Annotated in this window: 15 protein-coding genes and 1 pseudogene; 10 read left to right on the forward strand and 6 right to left on the reverse strand. The window is 63.1% G+C overall.

Annotation, left to right across the window (positions count from 1 at the left end; genetic code table 11):
- Positions 1 to 71: 71 nt before the first annotated feature.
- From asnB to PCA31118_RS18310, 5 genes are all read right to left on the reverse strand, one after another.
- Complete coding sequence (gene asnB / locus PCA31118_RS18290) at positions 72 to 2,003, reverse strand: asparagine synthase (glutamine-hydrolyzing) (RefSeq protein WP_150626522.1); 1,932 nt, start codon at positions 2,001 to 2,003, stop codon at positions 72 to 74.
- 100 nt (positions 2,004 to 2,103) lie between these two features.
- A complete protein-coding gene (locus PCA31118_RS18295) occupies positions 2,104 to 3,216 on the reverse strand; it encodes a glycosyltransferase family 4 protein (RefSeq protein ID WP_150626523.1) in 1,113 nt (370 codons plus the stop codon).
- 36 nt (positions 3,217 to 3,252) lie between these two features.
- A complete protein-coding gene (locus PCA31118_RS18300; protein ID WP_150626524.1) occupies positions 3,253 to 4,284 on the reverse strand; it encodes an SDR family oxidoreductase in 1,032 nt (343 codons plus the stop codon).
- Between the two features lie 115 nt (positions 4,285 to 4,399).
- Complete coding sequence (locus PCA31118_RS18305; RefSeq protein ID WP_150626525.1) at positions 4,400 to 5,683, reverse strand: nucleotide sugar dehydrogenase; 1,284 nt, start codon at positions 5,681 to 5,683, stop codon at positions 4,400 to 4,402.
- Between the two features lie 287 nt (positions 5,684 to 5,970).
- Positions 5,971 to 7,311, reverse strand: coding sequence for an O-antigen polysaccharide polymerase Wzy (locus PCA31118_RS18310; protein WP_150626526.1), 1,341 nt, complete (start codon positions 7,309 to 7,311; stop codon positions 5,971 to 5,973).
- A 190-nt stretch (positions 7,312 to 7,501) separates the two neighbouring features.
- Here PCA31118_RS18310 and PCA31118_RS18315 point away from each other — a divergent pair.
- The 5 genes and pseudogenes from PCA31118_RS18315 to PCA31118_RS18335 form a co-directional block, all read left to right on the forward strand.
- Positions 7,502 to 8,611 (forward strand): annotated as a pseudogene (locus PCA31118_RS18315) (cytochrome c oxidase subunit II); the annotation flags it as partial.
- A 581-nt stretch (positions 8,612 to 9,192) separates the two neighbouring features.
- On the forward strand, positions 9,193 to 11,175 hold the full coding sequence (ctaD, locus tag PCA31118_RS18320) for a cytochrome c oxidase subunit I (RefSeq protein WP_425495376.1): 1,983 nt from the start codon (positions 9,193 to 9,195) through the stop codon (positions 11,173 to 11,175).
- The gene (locus tag PCA31118_RS18325) at positions 11,172 to 11,804 is read left to right on the forward strand and encodes a cytochrome c oxidase subunit 3 (protein ID WP_150626528.1); all 633 of its coding nucleotides are present in this window, start codon (positions 11,172 to 11,174) and stop codon (positions 11,802 to 11,804) included. The genes ctaD and PCA31118_RS18325 overlap by 4 nt, the downstream gene beginning before the upstream one ends.
- Positions 11,805 to 11,834: 30 nt before the next feature.
- Positions 11,835 to 12,545: a heme-copper oxidase subunit III family protein gene (locus tag PCA31118_RS18330; RefSeq protein ID WP_150626529.1), complete on the forward strand. Its 711-nt coding sequence runs from the start codon at positions 11,835 to 11,837 to the stop codon at positions 12,543 to 12,545.
- 36 nt (positions 12,546 to 12,581) lie between these two features.
- Positions 12,582 to 12,944 (forward strand): cytochrome C oxidase subunit IV family protein, encoded by a 363-nt coding sequence (locus PCA31118_RS18335; RefSeq protein ID WP_150626587.1) that lies wholly within the window; start codon positions 12,582 to 12,584, stop codon positions 12,942 to 12,944.
- 14 nt (positions 12,945 to 12,958) lie between these two features.
- Here PCA31118_RS18335 and PCA31118_RS18340 read toward each other — a convergent pair whose 3' ends face one another.
- Complete coding sequence (locus PCA31118_RS18340; RefSeq protein WP_150626530.1) at positions 12,959 to 13,891, reverse strand: LysR family transcriptional regulator; 933 nt, start codon at positions 13,889 to 13,891, stop codon at positions 12,959 to 12,961.
- A gap of 238 nt (positions 13,892 to 14,129) precedes the next feature.
- Here PCA31118_RS18340 and PCA31118_RS18345 point away from each other — a divergent pair, with 238 nt between their 5' ends.
- From PCA31118_RS18345 to PCA31118_RS18365, 5 genes are all read left to right on the forward strand, one after another.
- Complete coding sequence (locus PCA31118_RS18345) at positions 14,130 to 14,951, forward strand: putative hydro-lyase (RefSeq protein WP_281356273.1); 822 nt, start codon at positions 14,130 to 14,132, stop codon at positions 14,949 to 14,951.
- A gap of 257 nt (positions 14,952 to 15,208) precedes the next feature.
- Positions 15,209 to 16,534, forward strand: coding sequence for an MFS transporter (locus PCA31118_RS18350; RefSeq protein WP_150626531.1), 1,326 nt, complete (start codon positions 15,209 to 15,211; stop codon positions 16,532 to 16,534).
- Positions 16,535 to 16,845: 311 nt separating this feature from the next.
- Positions 16,846 to 20,520, forward strand: a complete 3,675-nt coding sequence (locus PCA31118_RS18355; RefSeq protein ID WP_150626532.1) for a hydantoinase B/oxoprolinase family protein — start codon at positions 16,846 to 16,848, stop codon at positions 20,518 to 20,520.
- A 152-nt stretch (positions 20,521 to 20,672) separates the two neighbouring features.
- Entirely contained in the window at positions 20,673 to 21,080 is a 408-nt protein-coding gene (locus PCA31118_RS18360) for a hypothetical protein (RefSeq protein WP_150626533.1), read from the forward strand.
- 87 nt (positions 21,081 to 21,167) lie between these two features.
- Positions 21,168 to 21,650 (forward strand): hypothetical protein, encoded by a 483-nt coding sequence (locus tag PCA31118_RS18365; protein ID WP_150626534.1) that lies wholly within the window; start codon positions 21,168 to 21,170, stop codon positions 21,648 to 21,650.
- The last annotated feature ends 30 nt before the right edge of the window (positions 21,651 to 21,680 follow it).

A 21,680-nucleotide genomic window follows, 5' to 3' on the forward strand; every position in this document is an offset into this window, starting at 1 on the left:
GCCTTCGTCGGGCGGTACGCAGCGGTCGTCAGTGGTCGGCCGCTGCGATGTCCTATGCGAAGTGGTATGCGTCAGCGGTTCGCCAGCCAGGCCTGAAACATCAGCACGTTCCACAGATACGGGCTGCGGTCGTAGTTGCCCGACAGATGCTGTTGCCAGGTGCGTTCGACCTTTGTGGCATCCAGGTAGCCTTGCGCACGCAATTGCGACGGGGCGAGCAATGTTTCGGCCCACTCGCGCAACGGTCCGCGCAGCCACTCTCCCAACGGAATCGAGAAGCCGGTTTTCGGGCGGTCGATCAATTCGCGCGGCACGTAACGGTCCAGCACGCGCCGGAGTACCCATTTACCCACGCCGTCACGCTGAAGTACGCGGTTAGGCATGGCGAACGCGAGTTCGGCGATGTGATGATCGAGTAGCGGCGCCCGTGACTCCAGACTTGCGCTCATGGCGGCGCGGTCGACCTTGACCAGCAGATCGTCTGGCAGATATTGATGAAGATCCCAGCGGCGCATTGCGTGCTGCAAGTCTGGCGACGTTGCCCAGACGTCCATCGGAGTGTCCACATTCGAGGACGCTCCCAGGACCAGTCCGTCTTCCGGCTGCCATTGCGACATCAGACGCGGATAGAGTTCGCCAATGGAAGGCGATGTAATCAGTCCGGCCAGGCGGTGCAACCGACGGCCATTGACTTGCTGACGAAGATTTTGAGGCGCGAGGCGCAGCATGGCGTCCCACCCGCCGGGTGACGGGGTTCGCAACGCGCATGCCGTGAGGCGGCGCAGCACGGCGGGTTGACCGTCGATGCGCTCCCATAGCCGCGACGTGATGTCGTAGCGCGGATAGCCCGAGAACATTTCGTCGCCACCGTCGCCTGACAGGGCCACCGTCACGTGCTTGCGGGTAAGGTGAGATACGAGCGTCGTGGGGATTTGGGACGAGTCCGCGAACGGCTCGTCGTAAATCTGCGGCAGCGACGGTATCAGATCGGACGCCTGCTTGGCCGTAATGTAAAGCTCGGTGTGCGAGGTGCCGAGGTGCTTGGCGACGGCAGCCGCATACGGTGCTTCGTTGAACGCTTCTTCGTTGAAGCCGATGGTGAACGTGCGCACCGGTTGCGACGATTGGGCCTGCATCAGCGCCACGACAGTGCTCGAGTCCACACCGCCGGAGAGGAACGCACCAAGCGGCACGTCGGAGAGCATTTGGCCGGCGACCACCGCCTTGAGCTGGTCGTGCAATCGGTCAACGAGCACCGTATCGCTTTCGTCGGCCAGCGAGCGGCGCAGTTCCGTTTGTTCAGGTGTATCGAGCGACCAGTATGCTTCGGGCACAGCGTCGCGATCGTTAGCCGACCGGAAGACGATGCGATGGGCTGCCGGCAATTTCCACACATTTTTGAAGATGCTGCGCGGTGCCGGGATGTAGGCGAAGCGCATCATGGTGTCGAGAGCGTCGCGGTCGATTTCCAGCGGACGGTCAGCGCCGGCCTCGAGCGCTTTGAGTTCGGAGGCGAAGAGTAGCTTGTCGCCGACCCAGCCGTAATACAGTGGCTTCTCGCCGATTCGGTCGCGCGCGAGTGTCAACGTACGCTCCTGGCGGTCCCAGAGTGCGATCGCGAACATGCCGGTCGCGCGCTTCAGCGTCGCTTCGATACCCCAAGCCTCGAAACCCGCAAGAAGAATCTCGGTATCGGAGTGACCTCGCCAGGCCGGGGCCTTGCCCTCCCGCTCGAGCGCGTCGCGCAACGCAGGGAAGTTATATACCTCGCCGTTGTATGCGATGACGTAGCGGCCGCTTGCCGAGGCCATCGGCTGATGACCGTGTTCGGACAGATCGACAATGGCAAGGCGTCGGTGGCCGAACGCAATGCCGTTCTCCGCGTCCGCCCAAGCACCGCCATCGTCCGGCCCGCGGTGCAGAATTTTTTCCGCCATGCGTTCGGCCACAGGAATCAGCGAGCCCATCGAACGCCAATAGGCGATTCCGGCAATGCCACACATATTCAGTTTCCTTGAATCATGTTCCGGGGGCGCGGCCGGCGAGCGCCGTGCGCCGATCCCGGATGAAGAATGCGCGCCGCAAGGCTGCGCAGTCCGCATCTCAGGTGCTTAAGATTTCCTTCCAGGTCGCCTTTGCGGTCTTCGACCATGCGAAGTCCAGACTGCGCTCGGCGGCGCGCTTGGCCAACGCTTCTGCCAATGCCGGCTCCTGTGCCATTCGCGCAATTGCCGCAGCGATGCTGCCCGGATCGCCCGGCGCAAAGTAAAGCGCGGCGTCGGCAGCAAACTCGGGCATGGGTTCGATATCCGACGTTAGTGTCGGACGCCCCGCTCCGAGCGCCTCGAGCAGAATATTCGGGCAATTCTCGCACGATGAGGCAAACAGGATCATATCGGAATTGCGATATGCGCCGGGCAGCGTACCGTACTCGACACCGCCCACCACCCGGACCCGGTCACTCAGGCCTCGTTCGCGAATTTCACGCGCCACCCGCTCAGTCTGTGGGGAGAGCGGCTCGCCCACCAGTATCAGCCGATATTCCTCTTGCAGCGCTTTCGGCAGCTGTGCGTAACCCTGTACGACTTCGAGATGATGTTTGTAAGGCTCGAAACGCGACACGTACAGAATGTACTTGCCTTCGGGGAGATAGGCCGGCTTCGGCAGTTCGGTGCCTGCCGTCTTGAATATTTCGGGTACGCCGTGGGGAATCGTCACGCCGCGCGAAATGGGGATGAGCGATTCCACAACGCTCCGGGCGAAATGCGAGATGAAGATCACCAGGTCTGCGCCGCGCATGCTACGCAGCATCGCTCCCTTGAGCAGCAGAACTCGCAATCGCAACAGCCCCCATGGAATGACCTTGACCGCCTCCGGGTCGAACGGCTGCATGTTGCGGAACATTGTCACGACCCGGCATCCGGGCGGAACACGTGTGTTGACCAGTCCGCCGGGACAGAACAGCAAATCGACGTGCTCGCGCCGCAGGACCCCGGGCAAGGTCAAACGCTCCCACACGAGCCGACGCAGCGGGTTATTTGCCTCGACATCAAGATTCCGGCGCTCGATGCGCGGATCGAGCGGCAGATCGAGCGAAGAGGGAGCGTAGATCAGGAGTTGCAGCGACGGATCGTCCGGCAGGTTGCGCAGCAGATTGACCAGGTAGGTTTTCCCTCCGCCAACCCGGGCGGAGAGCGCATTGATCAGTATTTTCATACGCTGGTGCGAGATGGCCGTGACATGACGCCGCGATCAGCGCCGTGCAAGGGACATGTACCACGAGCAGGCGATCTCCAGCCCGGCGTCAACTCGGTGCGTCGGCGCATAGCCGAGCAGCGACGTCGCCTTGCCGATGTCCGCTTGTGAGTGACGTACGTCACCCGCGCGAAAGTCGCGGTACGTGGGCGTCGCACTGGCCACTTCAGGCATTTCGCGGGCGATGAGTGCGCGAATGCTGGCAAACAGTTCATTGAGCGTCGTGCGGTCGCCGAGCGCAACGTTGTACACCTGGTTCGTGGCTTCCTGACTCTCCGGGAGGGACGCGAGGATGTTGGCCTGAACGACGTTCTGGACGAAGCAGAAGTCGCGGCTGGTTTCGCCGTCGCCGTTGATGAACACGGTCTCGCCGTTGAGCAGCGCGTCGAACCACTTCGGAATCACCGCGGCATAGGCGCCCTTCGGGTCCTGGCGTGGACCGAACACATTGAAATACCGCAGCCCGACGCTGTTGAACCCGTAGCATCGCGCGAAGACATCGGCGTACAACTCGTTGACGTATTTCGTGACCGCATACGGCGAGAGCGGCTTGCCGATACGGTCCTCCACTTTGGGCAGTCCGGGATGGTCACCATACGTCGAGCTCGACGCGGCATAGACGAAGCTCTCGACCCCGGCGTCGCGTGCAGCGACGAGCATATTAAGGAAGCCCGAGAGATTGGTCTCGTTGGTGCGAATCGGATTTTCAATCGAGCGCGGCACACTGCCGAGCGCCGCTTCGTGGAGCACGTGTTGCACTCCCTGCGTAGCGCGTTGGCATGTTTCGAGATCGCAGATATCGCCTTCGATGAAGGAGAAACGCGCCCACTGTTCCGGGCTGACGAAAGACTTTACGAGATCGAGGTTGGCACGGTGGCCGGTAGCAAAGTTGTCCAGCCCCACGACCTGCTGATCGAGTCTGAGCAACGTTTCTAGGAGGTTGGAGCCGATGAAGCCTGCGACCCCGGTAATCAACCATTTGCGAGGCGTTTGTTGCAGCGATCGTTGGACATCGAGATACCGCGTCACTTTACTTTCCTTGGAATTGCCTGCCACGAATCGACTGCGGCAAGTGAAGATATTGCCGGGCGGCAGGGAAGCCCCGCCTGTCCCGTGATGGTTGTCGCTGTTCGGGGCTGGCGGATCAAAGGCGCCAGAGGTCCACACCGGCGGCGGCGAATGCCGCACGGTCGTACATGCTCTTGACGTCGACGACGACGGGGTTTTCCGTGAGCAGCCCGAGAAGGTCGCGCGGGGCCATCTGACGGAATTTGCTGTGCGCCACTGCGGCGACGAGCGCATGGGCGGGCTTGAGCGAGTTGAGTTCGCAAAGCTCTACGCCATACTCGTGACGCGCTTCGTCCGGATCCGCTTCCGGATCGCACACTTGCACCTTCACACCGAACGATTCCAGTTCGCGAATGACGTCCACGACGCGCGAATTGCGCAGGTCGGGGCAGTCCTCCTTGAACGTGAGACCAAAGACGGTCACCGTTGCGTTCGCGACATGATGCCCGGCCCGAATCATCTGCTTGATCGTTTGTTGTGCAATGTAGGCGCCCATGCCGTCGTTGATGCGGCGACCCGAGAGAATGACCTGCGGGATGTAGCCGAGACGCTCGGCAATGTGCGTCAGATAGTAGGGATCGACGCCGATGCAATGGCCCCCGACGAGGCCGGGCGAGAACTTCAGGAAGTTCCATTTCGTGCCTGCGGCTTCAAGCACTTCGCGCGTATCGATGCCGATGCGATTGAAAATGATCGCCAGTTCGTTCATCAATGCGATATTCAGGTCGCGCTGCGTATTTTCGATCACCTTTGCAGCCTCTGCCACCTTGATCGACGAGGCGGCATATACGCCGGCCGTGACCACCGAGCTGTAGACGTCGGCGACGATCTTGCTGGTCGCTTCGTCGCTGCCTGATACCACCTTGGTAATCTTGGTGAAAGTATGTTCCTTGTCACCAGGATTAATACGCTCCGGGCTGTAGCCGACGGTGAAATCGGTGCCGAACGTCAAACCGGACACCCGCTCGAGAATCGGCACACAGACGTCTTCGGTCACTCCCGGGTAGACGGTCGACTCATAGACGACGATGTCGCCACGCTTGAGCGCGCGGCCAACGGTTTCCGACGCTTTGATGACTGGCGTGAGATCCGGCTGATGCGCGTCGTCGACCGGCGTCGGCACTGCCACGATGTGAAAGTCGGCCTGGGCCAGTTCGGTCGTTTGGGCCGTCAGCAACAGATCGGCTTGTTTGAGATCTTCGGTCGCAACTTCGTTCGTGCGGTCGTGGCCCTGACGCAGCTCTTCGAGGCGCGAAAGATTAATATCGAATGCAACGGTACGAGCGGATTTGCCAAATGCAACTGCAACGGGCAAACCCACATACCCGAGACCGACCACAGAAATTTTTCGCGTATGCATCAATTTAATAACCTAGTGTATCGACGGAACGTATCGCAACCCGCACTGAGAATTCCCGATGTCGAGAGCACAGTCATGATCGCCAAAGACCGTTTCATTAAGCCAATGAGACGGAAATGCACGTCGGGGCGCCAAAGCGACGGAATGCAGGCCAGATGAGCCCTTTGCCAAGACGAGGATTGTATCACCGAGCCCCGCCGGACAACCCGCTTGCGGCGATGGCGCTCAATGGTGCCGTCGCCGCCAAAATGTTGGCGCAGCCCCGTAATCAGGGGCTTTCGGGACGGTCATGTCGCCGACCTTTCGGCCGGGGGGTGCTCGGGGGGCGCCGATTTTACAAAACGTAAATTCCGATACGTTTTGTGTCGAATCGGCGATGCCATGAAATGCAGATAGATTGCCACCGGCAATACCTGAAACACATAACGGCCAAATAAAGTGAATGTCGTGTCGCGAACCGATTGGTAAGACATGGCGAAAAGCCAGATGTACGCGACGATTCGCATCGGCGTCACGCGCTCGCGCAGCAGGCGGTTGACCACGAACGCCGCCACCAATCCAAGCAATATGCCCCGTACCAGCGCTTCCACGACACCGAATCCGACAAAGGACTCCGCGATGGCGCCGAACGCGAGTCCACCGCCCGCCTTTGCGAAGTCCGGATAGAACGTCGAGACATACCAGACCGACGGGTCCAGTTTGTCGAACCAGAGTATTTGCTGCGGGATGACGCGTGCGAGATCCAATGTATAAAGCGGGACGTCGAAGCTGCCCAATTCCAGCTTGCGCTTGATGATGTCCAGTGCGTTGATGAAGACAGACGTGAACTCGCCCGACTGGAGGCCGGCGATCGCTGCAGTGTCGGACACGCCGCCGCGAATCTGGCCTGCAAGCAGGAACAATGCGATGCCGAAAACGGACATCGTCACCCACGTTGACGGTTTGATGCGTCGCACCAAAATTGTGTAGCAAAGCAAATAGCTCATGGCACAAAGCGCGGCGCCGGACCGGCTGCCGCCTACGACGGCAGACTGCGTCAGAACCACCGCGACCACCACGATCCACAGGCGGTGCATGCTCGGTGCTTTGGCGATGGTAAACACCATTAGCGCCAGGAAGAACGTGAATTGCAGCCGTTCGGCGGTAGCGATGAGTTGCTGAAGGATGAGTGGCAGATCGCGCAGCACCGTGTAGCTCTCGATGTAGGACGAGGCTACCGGCACGTTTGCCACGGTTCGTACGACGAAGTCGGCAAGAAAAACAAAGGCCAGCCCATAGCCGAGCGCTCGGATTTCCTTCTTGTCGGGTACACGGATGGTCTGGACCGCGACGCGATAGCGACGCGTCATACGGTAGGCCAAGGCAAAGCCGAGCAGGAACAGAAAGTACGCCAGTCCGACAGAGAACACTTCGTCGTCCGTATAGCCACCGAATTCGTACCGGGTGTCCAGTATGTCGCCGATCCCCTGCCTGTGCAGATAAATGCCGAGAAACGGTAGCCATCCGTATAGTAGGACGAAGAATCCCAAAAAGACGCCCATATCGGGAATCGGGGTCGAACGATTCTTACGGCCGATCCACAGCGCAATCCATGGCAATGGGAACACTAGGAGCAGCAGTTCTGTCATCGGGGGCTTCCTTTTTTACACTTTCGCTATAGCAGGGCTTGATAATACCGCACTCATCTGGTGCCGAACGTGGGGTGGCACATGGCCGGGCGCGAGGCGAGCGCCTTGACTCTATTCCGGCAGCGACTAGGCTTGATAAAGCGCCCTCGGCGCTGGAAGCCGGCTCCCGAGCCGAGTCACGTCATCGGAAATGGCCCTCCCGATCCTCCTGATCGTCGTTGTCGCCGCTGCGCTCGCGTTTCATTTCTGGAGTCCGTGGTGGCTGACCCCGCTGGCGTCGAACTGGCGTCAGATGGACGACACCCTCACCATTACGCTGGTGATCACCGGCGTGGCTTTCGTTGTCGTCAATCTTTTCGTCGCGTGGGCGATTTTTCGTTACCGGCATCGCGAGGGGCACCGGGCGGCCTACGAGCCTCATAACCGACGCCTCGAAGCCTGGCTGATCGGCGTCACCACAGTCGGCATCGCCGCCATGCTCGCCCCCGGACTTTTCGTCTACGCCAAACTGATCGATCCGCCGGACAACGCGCATGTCGTGGAAGTCGTCGGCCAGCAGTGGCAATGGCGCTTTCGCCTGCCCGGACCCGACGGGCGCCTGGGCACCTCCGATCCGCGCTATGTCAGCGCCGACAACCCGCTTGGCCTGAATCCCAAGGATCCCGCGAATCAGGACAACCGGATCGTCGACGCCCCCGAGTTGCATCTTCTCGTCGGTCAACCCGTCAAATTGCTGCTGCGCGCGAAAGACGTGCTGCACGATTTCTACGTCCCGCCATTTCGTACCCGTATGAACATGGTGCCGGGGATGGTGACCCAAATGTGGCTCACGCCCACCCGCACCGGCCGCTTCGACATTCTGTGCGCGCAGCTCTGCGGCGTGGGACACGCCAACATGCGCGGCGTCGTGGTCGTCGACGACAAACCGGCCTATGACGCATGGGTCGCGAAGCTGCCGACCTTCGCCGCCTTGCAGGCGCAGCACGCCGGCGCGGCCGCCTCAGACCCGCTCGCGGCCAAGGGCAAACTGCTCGCACAGGTCAAGGGGTGCGCCGGATGCCACACAGTGGATGGCTCGCCCGGCGTCGGACCCACCTGGCACGGCCTTTACGGTAAGACGGAAACCTTCCAGGACGGCAGCTCCGCGCATGTCGACGATGCCTACCTTGCCTCGTTCATCCGCAATCCGACCGCACGCGTGCCCAAAGGCTTTGCGCCGATCATGCCCGTCGTGGAACTCAGCGACGACGAACTGAAGGCGCTGATCGCCTACATCCGGACGCTGGGCGGCAAACCCGCCGTTCCGCCACCCTCCACCCCACCCGCAGCATCGGCACGAGCCCTACCGTCGGCGCCATCGGCGCATGCTGCACCGTCAGCCCAACGTTTTCCCCCCGAAACCGAAACCTCTCACTCGGCCCATATGACCCGTACCCTCCAACACGCCGCCGCGAGTGCCGCGCTCGCGCTCGTGGCTGCCTCCGCGCCGTCAGTGGCATCGGCTGCGCCTCAGCTCACACCGCAGACCCGGGCGAGCGACGTCCTGCTCGCGCAAAACTCGCTCCAGACACCGCGCCCGCCCGCACAGTACGCGCCGCTCACGCCGTCGGCGCCGATGAATCAGGGAATTCAGCCACCGTCCCAACCTTCGCGCAGATCCGGCGGTACCGCCGGATTGCCACTGCAGAATGACCCCCGGACGACCGCGCCTCCGCTCGCGATACCGCCCGGGCCATCCCCCGGCCCTCAGGCGCCGGGGCCGGCGCAGCCGAGCGTGCCGATGATTCGGCCCACGCCATAGCCCCGCGTCGCAAGCTGTGTGCGTCCGGCGCCGATCGGACCATACAGCGCAGGCGGGGCAGACACCAAGGGAGACACGTCATGACAGGCAATGCCGGAAGCGACAGTTCCGCCCCGGCGGGCGGACATGGTCCCGATGGTCCTGCAGGCCCTGATGGTCCGCACGGTCCGCACGGTCCGCACGGTCCAAATGGCGCTTATGGGGGCCATGGCCCGCAAAGCTTCTGGACGAAGTACGTCTGGAGCCAGGATCACAAGGTGATCGCGGTGCAATACACCTGCACCGCCATCGCGGTGGGGTTGGTCGGTCTGGTGCTCTCGAACCTGATGCGCATGCAGCTCGGTTTTCCCGGCAAGTTCTCCTTCATCGACGCCAACCATTATTACCAGTACGTCACCATGCACGGCATGATCATGGTGATCTACCTGCTCACCGCACTGTTTCTTGGCGGCTTCGGCAACTACCTGATCCCGCTGATGGTCGGCGCGCGCGACATGGTCTTCCCGTTCCTGAACATGCTCAGCTACTGGGTGTACCTGCTCGCCGTCATCGTGCTCATGGCGAGCTTCTTCGTGCCCGGCGGGCCGACGGGCGCGGGCTGGACCCTCTACCCGCCGCAGGCCATCCTGCCAGGCACGCCGGGCACCGAATGGGGCATCGTGCTGATGCTCGTCTCGTTGCTGATCTTTATCGTGGCGGCGACGATGGGCGGTCTGAACTACGTCACCACGGTCCTGCAGGCACGCACCGAGGGCATGACGCTGCTGCGCATGCCGCTGACCGTGTGGGGCATCGTGATGGCGACGGTGCTGGCGCTGCTCGCATTTCCGGCGCTGTTCGTCTCCGGCGTGATGATGCTGCTCGACAAGACGCTGCACACCAGCTTCTTCATGCCCGCGCTCGTCTCGATGGGGCAGCCGCTCGACTATCGCGGCGGCAGCCCGCTGCTCTTCCAGCATCTGTTCTGGTTCTTCGGTCACCCGGAGGTGTACATCGTGGCGCTGCCCGCGTTCGGGATCGTGTCCGATCTCATCAGCGTGCACGCACGCAAGAACATCTTCGGCTACCGCATGATGGTCTGGGCGATTCTCGCCATCGGCGCGCTGTCGTTCGTGGTCTGGGCGCACCACATGTTCATCAGCGGCATGAATCCCTACTTCGGATTTCTCTTCGCGACGACCACGCTCATCATCGCCATTCCCACGGCCATCAAGGTCTACAACTGGGTGCTCACGCTGTGGCGAGGCGACATTCATCTGACGGTGCCGATGCTCTTCGCCATCGGCTTCATCAGCACCTTCGTCATCGGCGGACTCACCGGGCTGTTCCTTGGCAACGTGAGCGTGGACATGCCGTTGTCGAACACGTACTTCGTCGTGGCGCACTTCCACATGGTGATGGGCGTGGCGCCCCTGCTCACGATCTTCGGCGGCATTTATCACTGGTATCCGCTGGTGACCGGCAGACGTCTGAACGACCGGCTGGGGCAGTGGCATTTCTGGATCACGTTTCTCGGCACCTACGCCATCTTCTTTCCGATGCATTATCTCGGCGTACTCGGTATGCCACGGCGCTACTACGAGTTCCAGAACTACAGCTTCATTCCGGACTCCGCGCACGCGATGAACGCCTACATCTCGGTCGCGGCATTCATCGTGGCGCTGGGGCAGTTGCTGTTCCTGTTCAACCTCGCGTGGAGCGTGCGCCACGGCAGACCGGCTGGCGCGAATCCATGGCGGGCGGCGTCGCTCGAATGGCAAACGCCCAACGTACCCCCCGTCCACGGCAATTGGGGGCCGGTGTTGCCCACTGCGTATCGCTGGCCATATGAGTACAGCGTGCCGGGCGATGTCGACGACGTCGTGCCGCAGAACCTCGCGCCGGACCCGCGTCGCCCCGCCACGCTCGTCAACGGCGATTCAGCAGCGCTGCATGGGCGCGTCGCGCCACCGGGATCGCCCGGAACCGCGCCCCATGGGCCACCCAACTCGCCGTCTTCCGGGGCACCCGGAGGACCCACACCCGGCTCCACACCCGGACCCACACCGGGAGCGACATCATGAGACCTGTTCCGACCTGGCCACCGATGCCCCCCGGCGGCACGCCCGTCGCGCAGCCGCGTCGGCGCGAGGCGTCACAGATCGCGCTGTGGTGGCTCATGGGGGTCATCGGCATGCTTTTCGGCCTCATGCTCGTGGCATATGTGATGCGCATGAGCCTCGGCGACTGGCGCGCGTTGCCGCCGGTCGATGCGTTGTGGTTCAACACCGGACTCCTGGCGGCGGCGTGCATCGTGATGCAGTCTTCGGCGTCGCAGGCCAGACGTGGCGAGCTGCGGCGCTCGCGCCGCGAGTGGCGCCTCGCGGGGGCCTTTGCGCTGGCGTTCGTGGCCGGACAACTCTGGGTGTGGCGCGATCTGCACGTGCAGCATTACGGCGTGAGCGGCAATCCTGCGAACAGTTTCTTCTTTCTGCTGACCGGATTGCACGCGTTGCATTTGCTCGGCGGTCTGGTGGCGTGGGCGTTACTCGCACCGCATCGCATGACGCATGCGACGCGCGCGAGACGCCTCTCGCTCACGGCGCAGTACTGGCACTTTCTGTTCGCTCTGTGGATCGTGTTGTTCGCGGCCATCGTCAATCTCACGCCGGAGATCGCACAACGCCTGTGCGGCACCGGTGTCGGTCCCTGAGCGCCGCGTCGGCAAGCGAGGAGTCGCATCGTGAATACGTCACCGTCAGCCGCTGTTCCCACAACCGGTGTCCCCACGGCTACCGACCCGCCCTCCGGATGGCGCGGAGTCGTGACCGACTGGGCCGGAGATCGCGCCACCTTTCGCGTGCCGTGGGGCAAGGCGATGATGTGGATCTTCCTGCTCTCGGACACCTTCGTGTTCAGCAGCTTCCTGATCGGCTACATGACCGTGCGCATGTCGACGACGGCGACCTGGCCGAACCCGGCGGAGATCTTCGCGCTCAGTGTGAACGGTCATCCGGTGCCGCTGTTGCTCATCGCCATCATGACGTTCGTGCTCATCACGAGCAGCGGCACCATGGCAATGGCGGTGAACTATGCGTATCGGCGCGATCGCGACAAGACCGCCGCCTGCATTCTCGCGACGGCCTACTTCGGTATCGCGTTCGTCGGCATGCAGGCGTTCGAATGGACGAATCTGATCGTGCACGAAGGCATTCGCCCGTGGAGCAACGCCATGGGCGCGGCGCAGTTCGGTGCGTGCTTTTTCATGATCACGGGGTTTCACGGGCTGCACGTGAGCGCAGGCGTGATCTATCTGCTGACGGTCATGCGTCAGGTGCTCAACGGCACGCTGGAGCGGCACGACAAATACGAACGCGTCGAGATCGCGGGCCTGTACTGGCACTTCGTGGACCTCGTGTGGGTGTTCATCTTTGCCTTGTTCTATCTCTGGTAAGGAGGCTTCATGGAAATGGAACCTTCCACGACCCCGATGGGCGCACGTCCGGCCGATTCCCTTGATTCTCCTGCCGTGCCGACGCGTGCCGAACACACAGGACAGCAACACTCGGTGGGTCTCTATCTGAAGGTCTGGGGGCTATTGTTCGTGCTCTCGACGTTTTCCTATCTCGTCGACTACGCGAATCTGCAAGGCTACCTGCGATGGGGATTGATTCTTGTGCTGATGGTCGCGAAAGCCGGGCTGATCGTGGCGATTTTCATGCACATGCGCTGGGAGCGGCTTGCGCTCGTCTACGCCATTCTGGTCCCGCCGCTCGCGCTGCTCGTGCTGATGTCGTTGATGGCGTCGGAAGCCGATTTCACGTTCGTCACACGGCTTGCGCACTTCCGGTAAGTGCGCTGCGGACGTTACAACAGTTCCACGAGGCGGCGATCGCTCTTCTGGCAGTACTCGGTGCACGCCAGACGTGCGGCGGTCGCGGCGCCGTGAACGAAGAGCGGCGCATCGGCGCGCCGCGACATCGATACGACGATGGACGGCGGCGCTGGTTGCAAGGGCAGTTCCACGACTTCGCCGTTGGCGATCAAGGTGTCGACGAACAGGCGCGGAATCGCCGCCACACCGAAACCATCGCGCACCAACTGCACGATCACGGCAATCGACGGCGAACCGGTCACGCGCGTTTCCGACAGCGGCACGCCGTGCACGCCCGCGAGCTTCGCCACGATATCTTCCAGCGCGCGGTGCGGCGCGGTGCCGCGACCATAGGTCAGTATCGGATGCTGAAGCACTTGCTTGGCGAGTCCGCTGCGCGTGTTCGGAAACATGCCTTTGCGCGCAATCCAATGCACGGGGTAGTTGGCCAGTGCGTTGCACACGACGCTGCTGTCGTCGCTGCCTTCCACGCGAATGATGAGATCGAGTTCGTCAGCCATGAGACGTCGCTGCAATTGCACCGAGACGTCGACCGTCAACTCGACTTCGAGCGTGGGGTAGTCGGCAGCGAGGCGGCGCAGGTAGTTCGGCAGCCAGCTGTGCACCACCGTCTCGATGACACCGAGCCGCAAGCGACCCCGCATGGTGCTCTCGCCATCGGCCGCCGCTTGAAGACGTCGTGCCGCTTCCACCACCGCTTTCGCATAACCCAGCAAGTACTCGCCGTTCGGCGTGAGGCGAAACTCCCGGCTTTCGCGATCCACGAGTTCGGTCTTCAACTCCTCTTCGAGCACCTTGAGTCGTTGCGAAATCGCGGCCGGCGTGGCGTGCAATGCGGCGGCCGTCGCACGGAAGTTGCGCAGCATGGCCAGTGTGACGAAGGTTTCGAGAAAGCGCGTATTCATGAAGGCGGGGTGGCCGGCTTGGCAGCGGGAGACTGCCCAAATTCGCTAACTTACCGTGTACGAGGTACGAACGGGTCAGTGAAAATTAATGCAACGAACCCCGGGAAAACCCGTGAAGTCGTTAAGAAATTCTATACGGCGGTGCGAACAAAAACTCGTTAGCGATAACTTTTTTTTCTTCCTATTCTTCTGGCTATCCGATGCCGACATGGCATCCCACCCAAACGCCGGATCTGCCATGAACCATCGAGCCACCCCGCACGATTTCACTTCGCAACGCGAGACCATCACGCCTTACGAATTCCGTCAGGCGGTGCGCTCGGCGCAGTTCCGGGGACCGACCGCCGGCTACTGCGGCGACTTCGCGCAGGCCAATCTGGCGATTCTGCCTGTGGCCCATGCCCATGATTTCCTGCGGTTCTGTCAAAGCAACCCGAAGGCCTGCCCGCTGCTGGGTGTTGGCGAACCGGGTCAATGGCATGTGCCTTCGCTGGGCCGCGAGGTGGACATCCGCACCGACGTGCCGGGCTACAACGTCTATCGCGACGGCAAGCTCGCGGCGCAGGTCGACAACCTTGCCGAGTTCTGGCAAAGCGACTTCGTGGTGTTCGCGATCGGCTGCTCGTTCTCGTTCGAAGATATGCTCGCCAAGGCCGGTATCGGGTTGCGCCACGTGGAAGAGGGCTGCAATGTGCCGATGTACCGCACGAATATCGCGAATCAGCGTGCCGGCAAGTTCGGTGGCGAACTGGTCGTGTCGATGCGTCCCATGAAGGGGGCCGACGCGATTCGGGCAGTGCAGATCACGTCGCGTTTTCCGGGCGTGCATGGCGCACCGATTCATATCGGCGACCCCGCTGAGTTGGGCATTGCCGACCTGTCGAAGCCGGACTTCGGCGACGCCGTGACGATTCGCGACGGCGAGTTGCCCGTGTACTGGGCCTGTGGCGTAACGCCGCAAACGGCGCTCATGGGCGCCAGGTTGCCGCTGGCCATCGGGCATCGCCCCGGCTACATGCTGATGACCGACATTCCGAACGCTACGTTGGCCGTCTTCTGAGCCCGGCACGGCGTGCATTGACACGACATATTCGACGCGCTGCCTTCGCTTCAGGACATTCGTCTGCGCAGCGCGCCAACCCTGCAGCACCCGCATCACCTCGCATCAACTCGTATCACGCAGTCAGAAAAGAAACCGCGCCATTGACGGCTGCGGCGGGTGTTCTATCGCCCGCCGGTGACCTCTCACGCCTGTTGGGAGCGCGCGGTCCCAGTGCACCACACGGCAAGACAGGACATCACCGGAGCCTTTTTCTCATGGAAAGCAAAACCCCACTCGCGGCCCCCGCAGCGACGAACTCCTCCGCCTCCGACGAGGCCGGCGGTAGCCTGTTCGGCTGGTACGGCGAGGCCACCCCGCGCGAAAAGCGCGCGTTCTGGAGCTGCAAGGTCGGTTACATGCTCGACGGCATGGACACCCAGATGCTGAGCTTCGTCATTCCGACGCTGATCGCCACGTGGGGCATCAGCCTCGCCGACGCGGGCTTCATCGGTACGCTCACGCTGCTCGCTTCGGCGCTCGGCGGTTGGGTCGCCGGCATTCTGTCGGACCGCATCGGCCGTGTGCGCACGCTGCAACTCACCGTGCTGTGGTTCGCCCTGTTCACGGGGCTGTGCGGTCTCGCGCAAAACTATCATCAGCTGCTCGCGGCACGCGCCCTCATGGGCTTCGGCTTCGGCGGCGAATGGACGGCCGGCGCCGTGCTCATCGGTGAAGTGATCCGCGCCCGCGATCGCGGCAAGGCGGTCGGTCTCGTGCAGTCCGGCTGGGCCATCGGCTGGGGGCTGACGGCGATTCTCTACTCGGTGCTGTTCTCCCTGCTGCCGGGCGACATGGCGTGGCGCGCACTCTTCCTCATCGGCTTGCTGCCTGCGCTGCTGGTGCTGTTCATCCGTCGGTACGTGCAAGAGCCGGAGGTGTACCAGAAGGAGAAGGCCAAGCAGGCGAAGTCCGAAGACGCGCCGGGTCTGGCCGCCATCTTCAGTCCGGCACTGCTCTCGACGACGATTCGCGCTGCGCTGCTGACAACGGGCGCTCAAGGCGGCTACTACGCGATCACGACGTGGCTGCCCACGTACCTGAAAACCGAGCGTCACCTGACCGTCATGGGCACCGGCGGATATCTCGCGATGATCATCTTCGGGTCGTGGGTCGGCTATCTGGCCAGCTCGTATCTGACGGATCGCCTCGGTCGCAAGCCGAACTTCATTCTGTTCGCCGTGGGCTCGATGGTGATCGCCTTCTCTTACACGTCGCTGCCCCTGACCGACAGCGCCATGTTCTGGCTTGGCTTCCCGCTCGGGTTCTTCGCCTCGGGCATCTTCAGCGGCATGGGCGCATTCCTGACCGAACTGTTCCCCACGCGTGTTCGCGGCTCTGGCCAGGGCTTTTGCTACAACGTCGGCCGTGCCATCGGAGCCCTGTTCCCGTTCCTGATCGGCATGCTCTCGAAGCAATACGGTCTGGGCACGACCATCGGTATCTTCGCCGGCGTGGCGTACGGGGTGCTGATTCTCGCGGCGCTCACGTTGCCCGAGACGCGTGGCCGGGAACTCGAATCGCTCGAGACGCGCACCGCCTGACGCCTTGCCAGCGAAGGGCGCCCGGACTGCGACAGGCAGGACACGCAGGAACGGGCGCCCGCGAAACACCGCGGCAGCCGTCGCTGCCGCGCCCGACGACTTCGTTTCGTACGACTCCCGTTAGCCAAACCACCAGTGTGCGGACCGATCCGAGCGTCTTCGGTGAGGCCTGCGCCGGGATTCGTGCGTCCATCGGTTTGGACAACGAATTGATGCGATAAGCCGATGTGACAAGCCGATGTGACAAGCCGATGCATCATGCATCGTCCCATTCTTGATTCTCGTTTGACCATTGCTTTGCGAGTGACACCATGACGAACGCTCTCACGCCTTCCGCCCAAAACCGCGCGCCTGCGCATCAGACCGCTTCGCGCTGGCAGTTCTGGATCGACCGTGGCGGCACCTTTACCGATATCGTGGCGCGTCGCCCGGACGGCTCGCTCGTCACGCACAAGCTGCTCTCGGAGAACCCCGAGCAGTATCGCGACGCCGCGGTCGCCGGCATCCGCCATCTGCTGGGACTGGCCGCCGGGGAGCCGATCACGCCCGATCAAGTCGATATGGTGAAAATGGGCACGACCGTGGCGACCAATGCGTTGCTCGAACGCAAGGGGGAACCGCTCGCGCTCGTCACCACGCAGGGTTTTCGCGATGCGCTGCGTATCGCGTATCAGAATCGCCCGCGCCTGTTCGATCTCGACATCGCGTTGCCGGAGGCGTTGTATGCCGAGGTGGTGGAAGTCGACGAGCGCATGGGCGCACATGGCGAAGTGGTGCGCGAGCTGGATGTCGACGCCGCACGCGCGGCGCTCGAAGCGGTGTACGCCAGGGGGATTCGTGCGCTGGCCATCGTGCTGATGCACGGCTATCGCTACCAACAGCATGAGAAGGTGCTCGCCGGGATCGCCGCCGAGATCGGCTTTACGCAGATTTCCGTGTCGCACCAGGTCTCGCCGCTCATGAAGCTGGTCTCGCGTGGCGACACGACGGTGGTGGACGCCTACCTCTCACCCATCCTGCGACGCTATGTGGAGCAGGTCGCCCACGAAATGCCCGGTGTGAATCTGCAATTCATGCAGAGCAGCGGGGGGCTCACGCGTGCCGATAACTTCCAGGGCAAGGACGCGATCCTGTCGGGCCCCGCGGGCGGCATTGTCGGGATGGTCCGGGCGTCGAGCGCTGCGGGCTTCGAGCGGGTGATCGGCTTCGATATGGGGGGTACGTCGACGGACGTCTCGCACTACAACGGCGAGTTCGAGCGCGTTTTCGAGACGCAGGTCGCCGGGGTGCGCATGCGTGCGCCGATGATGAGCATCCATACAGTTGCGGCAGGCGGCGGCTCGGTGCTGTCGTTCGACGGTACGCGCCTGCGGGTCGGCCCGGACTCGGCAGGTGCCAATCCGGGGCCGGCCGCCTATCGCCGTGGCGGACCCTTGGCCGTGACGGACTGCAACGTCATGCTCGGAAAGATCCAACCGGCGCATTTCCCGAAGGTGTTTGGCCCGAACGCCGACGAACCGCTCGATCGCGACGTCGTCGTCGCGAAATTCACCGCACTGGCCGCCGAGATCGAGAAGGCGACAGGGCGTCGGCAGACGCCCGAGGCCCTGGCCGAAGGGTTTCTCGAAATCGCGATCGGCGCGATGGCCAACGCGATCAAGAAAATCTCGGTGCAACGTGGCCATGACGTGAGCCGCTACGTGCTGACGACGTTCGGTGGCGCGGGCGGCCAGCACGCGTGCGGTGTGGCCGATGCGCTCGGCATGACCCGGGTCTTCGCGCATCCGTTGGCAGGTGTGCTGTCGGCGTATGGCATGGGGCTGGCCGACCAGACGGCGATGCGCGAGCGAATGATCGAAGCACCGTTGTCGAACGACGGACTCGCGGCGCTCGAAGACGCGCTGGGCGCGCTCGCCGACGAAGCCGTCAACATGCTGTTGTCGCAGGGCGTGGCGCCCTCGCGTATCGAGACGGTGCGTCGCGTGCATGTGCGCTATGCGGGGACCGACTCGGCGATTGCCGTGCCGTTCGGCACCGTCGAGCAAATGCGCGCGGCCTTCGAATCCGCCTATCGCCAGCGCTACTCGTTCCTGATGGACGGCGCGGCGCTGATCGTCGAAGTCGCGTCGGTCGAAGCCATCGGGTTGTCGGACGCGCCGGTCGACATCGCGCCGCTCGCGGCTCGCACATCGGGCGTCCCGCAGGCCGTGGATCGGGTCAGGCTCTACGCCGCCGGCGTGTGGCATGACGCCTCGCTGTTCGAGCGCGACACGCTGCTCGCCGGCGACACCATCGACGGGCCGGCCATCGTCGCGGAGAAGAGCGGCACGACCGTGATCGAACCGGGCTGGCAGGCGCAAATGACGGCGCAGGGCAACCTGGTGCTCACGCGGGTGGTGCCACGGCAAACGCAACGAGGCCTCGGCACGCAGGCCGATCCGGTGCGCCTGGAGATCTTCAACAACCTGTTCATGTCGATTGCCGAGCAGATGGGACTGCGTCTGCAAAATACGGCGTACTCGGTGAACATCAAGGAGCGGCTCGACTTTTCCTGCGCACTGTTCGACCGGGACGGCAACCTCATCGCCAATGCACCGCACATGCCGGTGCACCTGGGGTCGATGGGCGAGAGCATCAAGACGGTGATCGAGCGCAATCGCGGCAAGATGCGCGACGGCGACGTCTTCATGCTCAACGATCCGTATCACGGTGGCACGCACTTGCCGGACGTCACGGTGATTACGCCCGTCTTCGTCGCAGGCGAGAGCGACGCCGATATGTCGACAGTGAAAGAGCCCTTGTTCTACGTCGGCTCGCGTGGCCACCACGCGGATATCGGCGGCATCACGCCGGGTTCGATGCCCCCGGATTCGACGCACGTCGAGGAAGAGGGCGTGCTCATCGACAACTGGCAGCTCGTGGCGGCCGGGGAATTGCGTGATCGCGAGACGCGCGAGCTGCTGGGCGGTGCGCGCTATCCGGCGCGCAACATCGACCAGAACATGGCCGACTTGCGCGCGCAGGTGGCGGCGAACCAGAAGGGCGTGGATGAACTGCGGCGCATGGTTGGCGCGTTCGGTCGCGACGTCGTGCTCGCCTACATGGGGCACGTGCAGGACAACGCCGAGTCTGCCGTGCGTCGTGTGATCGGGGCGCTGGCCGATGGTCACTACCGCTACCCGCTGGACAACGGCGCCGTGATCGAAGTGAACATCAGCGTCGACAAGGCAACGCGCAGCGCGACGATCGATTTCACCGGCACGTCTGCGCAGCTGCCGAACAACTTCAACGCGCCGCGCGCGGTCTGCATGGCGGCGGTGCTGTACGTCTTCCGCACGCTCGTGGACGACGACATTCCGCTCAACGCCGGCTGCCTGAAGCCGTTGACGGTGATCGTGCCGGAGGGATCGATGCTCAATCCGGTGTTCCCGGCGGCTGTGGTGTCGGGCAATGTGGAGACGTCCTCGGCGATCACCAACGCGCTCTATGGGGCGCTGGGCTGCGTCGCGTCGAGTCAGGGCACGATGAACAACTTCACGTTCGGCAACGAGACGTACCAGTACTACGAGACGATCTCCGGTGGCAGCGGCGCGGGTCACGGGTTCAACGGCGCCGATGCCGTGCAGACGCACATGACGAACTCGCGTCTGACCGATCCCGAGGTGCTGGAGTGGCGCTACCCGGTGCGGCTGGAAAGCCACCGCATTCGCGTGGGGTCGGGCGGCGAGGGCCGCTGGCAGGGCGGAAACGGCGCGGTACGCCGCATTCGCTTCCTGACGCCGATGACGGCATCCATCCTTTCGAACAACCGTGTATACGCGCCGTTCGGCGCCGAGGGCGGCGGTGCGGGGGCGCTCGGTGTGAACTACGTTGAACGCGTAGATGGATCGCGTGAGGCGCTGGCGCACATCGGTCGCACGCAAATGCAACCGGGCGATGTCTTCGTCGTCGAGACACCGGGAGGGGGCGGTTTCGGTCGCGCATAAGCCACGGCGGCTCATCTCACGGGCGATGGGAAATCACTGAAGCGAGGCCGGTTCCCGGAAGGGATAGCGGACTTTGCAAAGGTGGCGGTGCAACGCCTCCGTACGATGCGACATGTCTTGAATGACTGACCGCAACGTACGGAGGCGTTTTCATGTCTGACATGTCTGATTCGTCGCAACAACCCCAACAGGCCGCACAGACCGCATCGGCGTCGGCGGGGCCGGACGACATTCGCGCGCAATACGAGCGCGCCTGTGCCGAAATGCGCGGTATCGGCGAGAAGCTGAACCGGCAAATGCACGAGTATCGGGCGGTGCTCGAAGAGATCGCACGGCTCGAAGCGAGCGACACACCGCAAGCCGACGACACGTTGCGGCGGCTCGAATCGCTGGTACAGAGCGAAGCCTTTCGTCGGGATGAGCGGGAAATTCGCCGGATGTCCGCGGCGCTCGCGCACAGCCTCGAGCGCATGATGGCCGACGCGCCGCTCGCCAGCGCCGACGCCACGACGAGTTCGCCCGTCAAGCGTTCGGTGGGTGTGCGTCGCACGTGCGCCTGAAGGGAGGCGATCATGAGCTTGCGTTTGTCTTCACACGCTGCCAACAGGTCCGACGCGTCGGGTGCCATCGGGAGCATACCGAGGCACATGGCGGACCTCGCCGACACGACCGTCTCCCCGTCATCCGACAATCCGATGCTCGCCACCATTGCGGCCGCCGGTGCGCAATTGAGCGTGCTGCAGAAGCAAGCGGACGTGTGGCTCGCGAACGCGCAGGCCCGCATGGGTATCGCTCGCGAGGCGAGCGCCTTCGGCGCGTTGGTGGACACCCTGCTGAAGGACGCATCCGGCGGCGGCGCGTCCGGGACGTTGCCATCGTCGTTGCGGGACTTTGCCGTTCGTCACGGACTACTGTCCGCACACGCGGCGCGCGCGCCGCTCGACGCAGCAGGTCTTCAGGCGCTCGGCGCAAGACTCCAGTCGCTTGCGATGAACGACGGCGCATCGAGTACGAGCGAGCAGATCCAGCTCAAGCGCTTCGTCACGCGCTACGACAACACGCTCACGCTGTACAACGCGGTCGTCTCCCGCCTGGGTGAAATGATGAAGCGGCTCGTCAGCAGTCTTTGACACTCGCGACGCAACCGCCCGGGCGCAGCC

Origin of the sequence: Pandoraea captiosa, from assembly GCF_902459775.1 — a bacterium.
GTDB classification, from domain to species: Bacteria; Pseudomonadota; Gammaproteobacteria; order Burkholderiales; family Burkholderiaceae; genus Pandoraea; species Pandoraea captiosa.

Excerpts from the sequence above, each read along its gene's own strand:
- asnB (WP_150626522.1), bottom strand. The coding sequence starts at position 2,003 with ATGTGTGGCATTGCCGGAATCGCCTATTGGCGTTCGATGGGCTCGCTG.
- PCA31118_RS18295 (WP_150626523.1), bottom strand. The coding sequence starts at position 3,216 with ATGAAAATACTGATCAATGCGCTCTCCGCCCGGGTTGGCGGAGGGAAA.
- PCA31118_RS18305 (WP_150626525.1), bottom strand. The coding sequence starts at position 5,683 with ATGCATACGCGAAAAATTTCTGTGGTCGGTCTCGGGTATGTGGGTTTG.
- PCA31118_RS18310 (WP_150626526.1), bottom strand. The coding sequence starts at position 7,311 with ATGACAGAACTGCTGCTCCTAGTGTTCCCATTGCCATGGATTGCGCTG.
- ctaD (WP_425495376.1), top strand. The coding sequence starts at position 9,193 with ATGACAGGCAATGCCGGAAGCGACAGTTCCGCCCCGGCGGGCGGACAT.
- PCA31118_RS18325 (WP_150626528.1), top strand. The coding sequence starts at position 11,172 with ATGAGACCTGTTCCGACCTGGCCACCGATGCCCCCCGGCGGCACGCCC.
- PCA31118_RS18335 (WP_150626587.1), top strand. The coding sequence starts at position 12,582 with ATGGGCGCACGTCCGGCCGATTCCCTTGATTCTCCTGCCGTGCCGACG.
- PCA31118_RS18340 (WP_150626530.1), bottom strand. The coding sequence starts at position 13,891 with ATGAATACGCGCTTTCTCGAAACCTTCGTCACACTGGCCATGCTGCGC.
- PCA31118_RS18345 (WP_281356273.1), top strand. The coding sequence starts at position 14,130 with ATGAACCATCGAGCCACCCCGCACGATTTCACTTCGCAACGCGAGACC.
- PCA31118_RS18350 (WP_150626531.1), top strand. The coding sequence starts at position 15,209 with ATGGAAAGCAAAACCCCACTCGCGGCCCCCGCAGCGACGAACTCCTCC.
- PCA31118_RS18355 (WP_150626532.1), top strand. The coding sequence starts at position 16,846 with ATGACGAACGCTCTCACGCCTTCCGCCCAAAACCGCGCGCCTGCGCAT.
- PCA31118_RS18360 (WP_150626533.1), top strand. The coding sequence starts at position 20,673 with ATGTCTGACATGTCTGATTCGTCGCAACAACCCCAACAGGCCGCACAG.
- PCA31118_RS18365 (WP_150626534.1), top strand. The coding sequence starts at position 21,168 with ATGGCGGACCTCGCCGACACGACCGTCTCCCCGTCATCCGACAATCCG.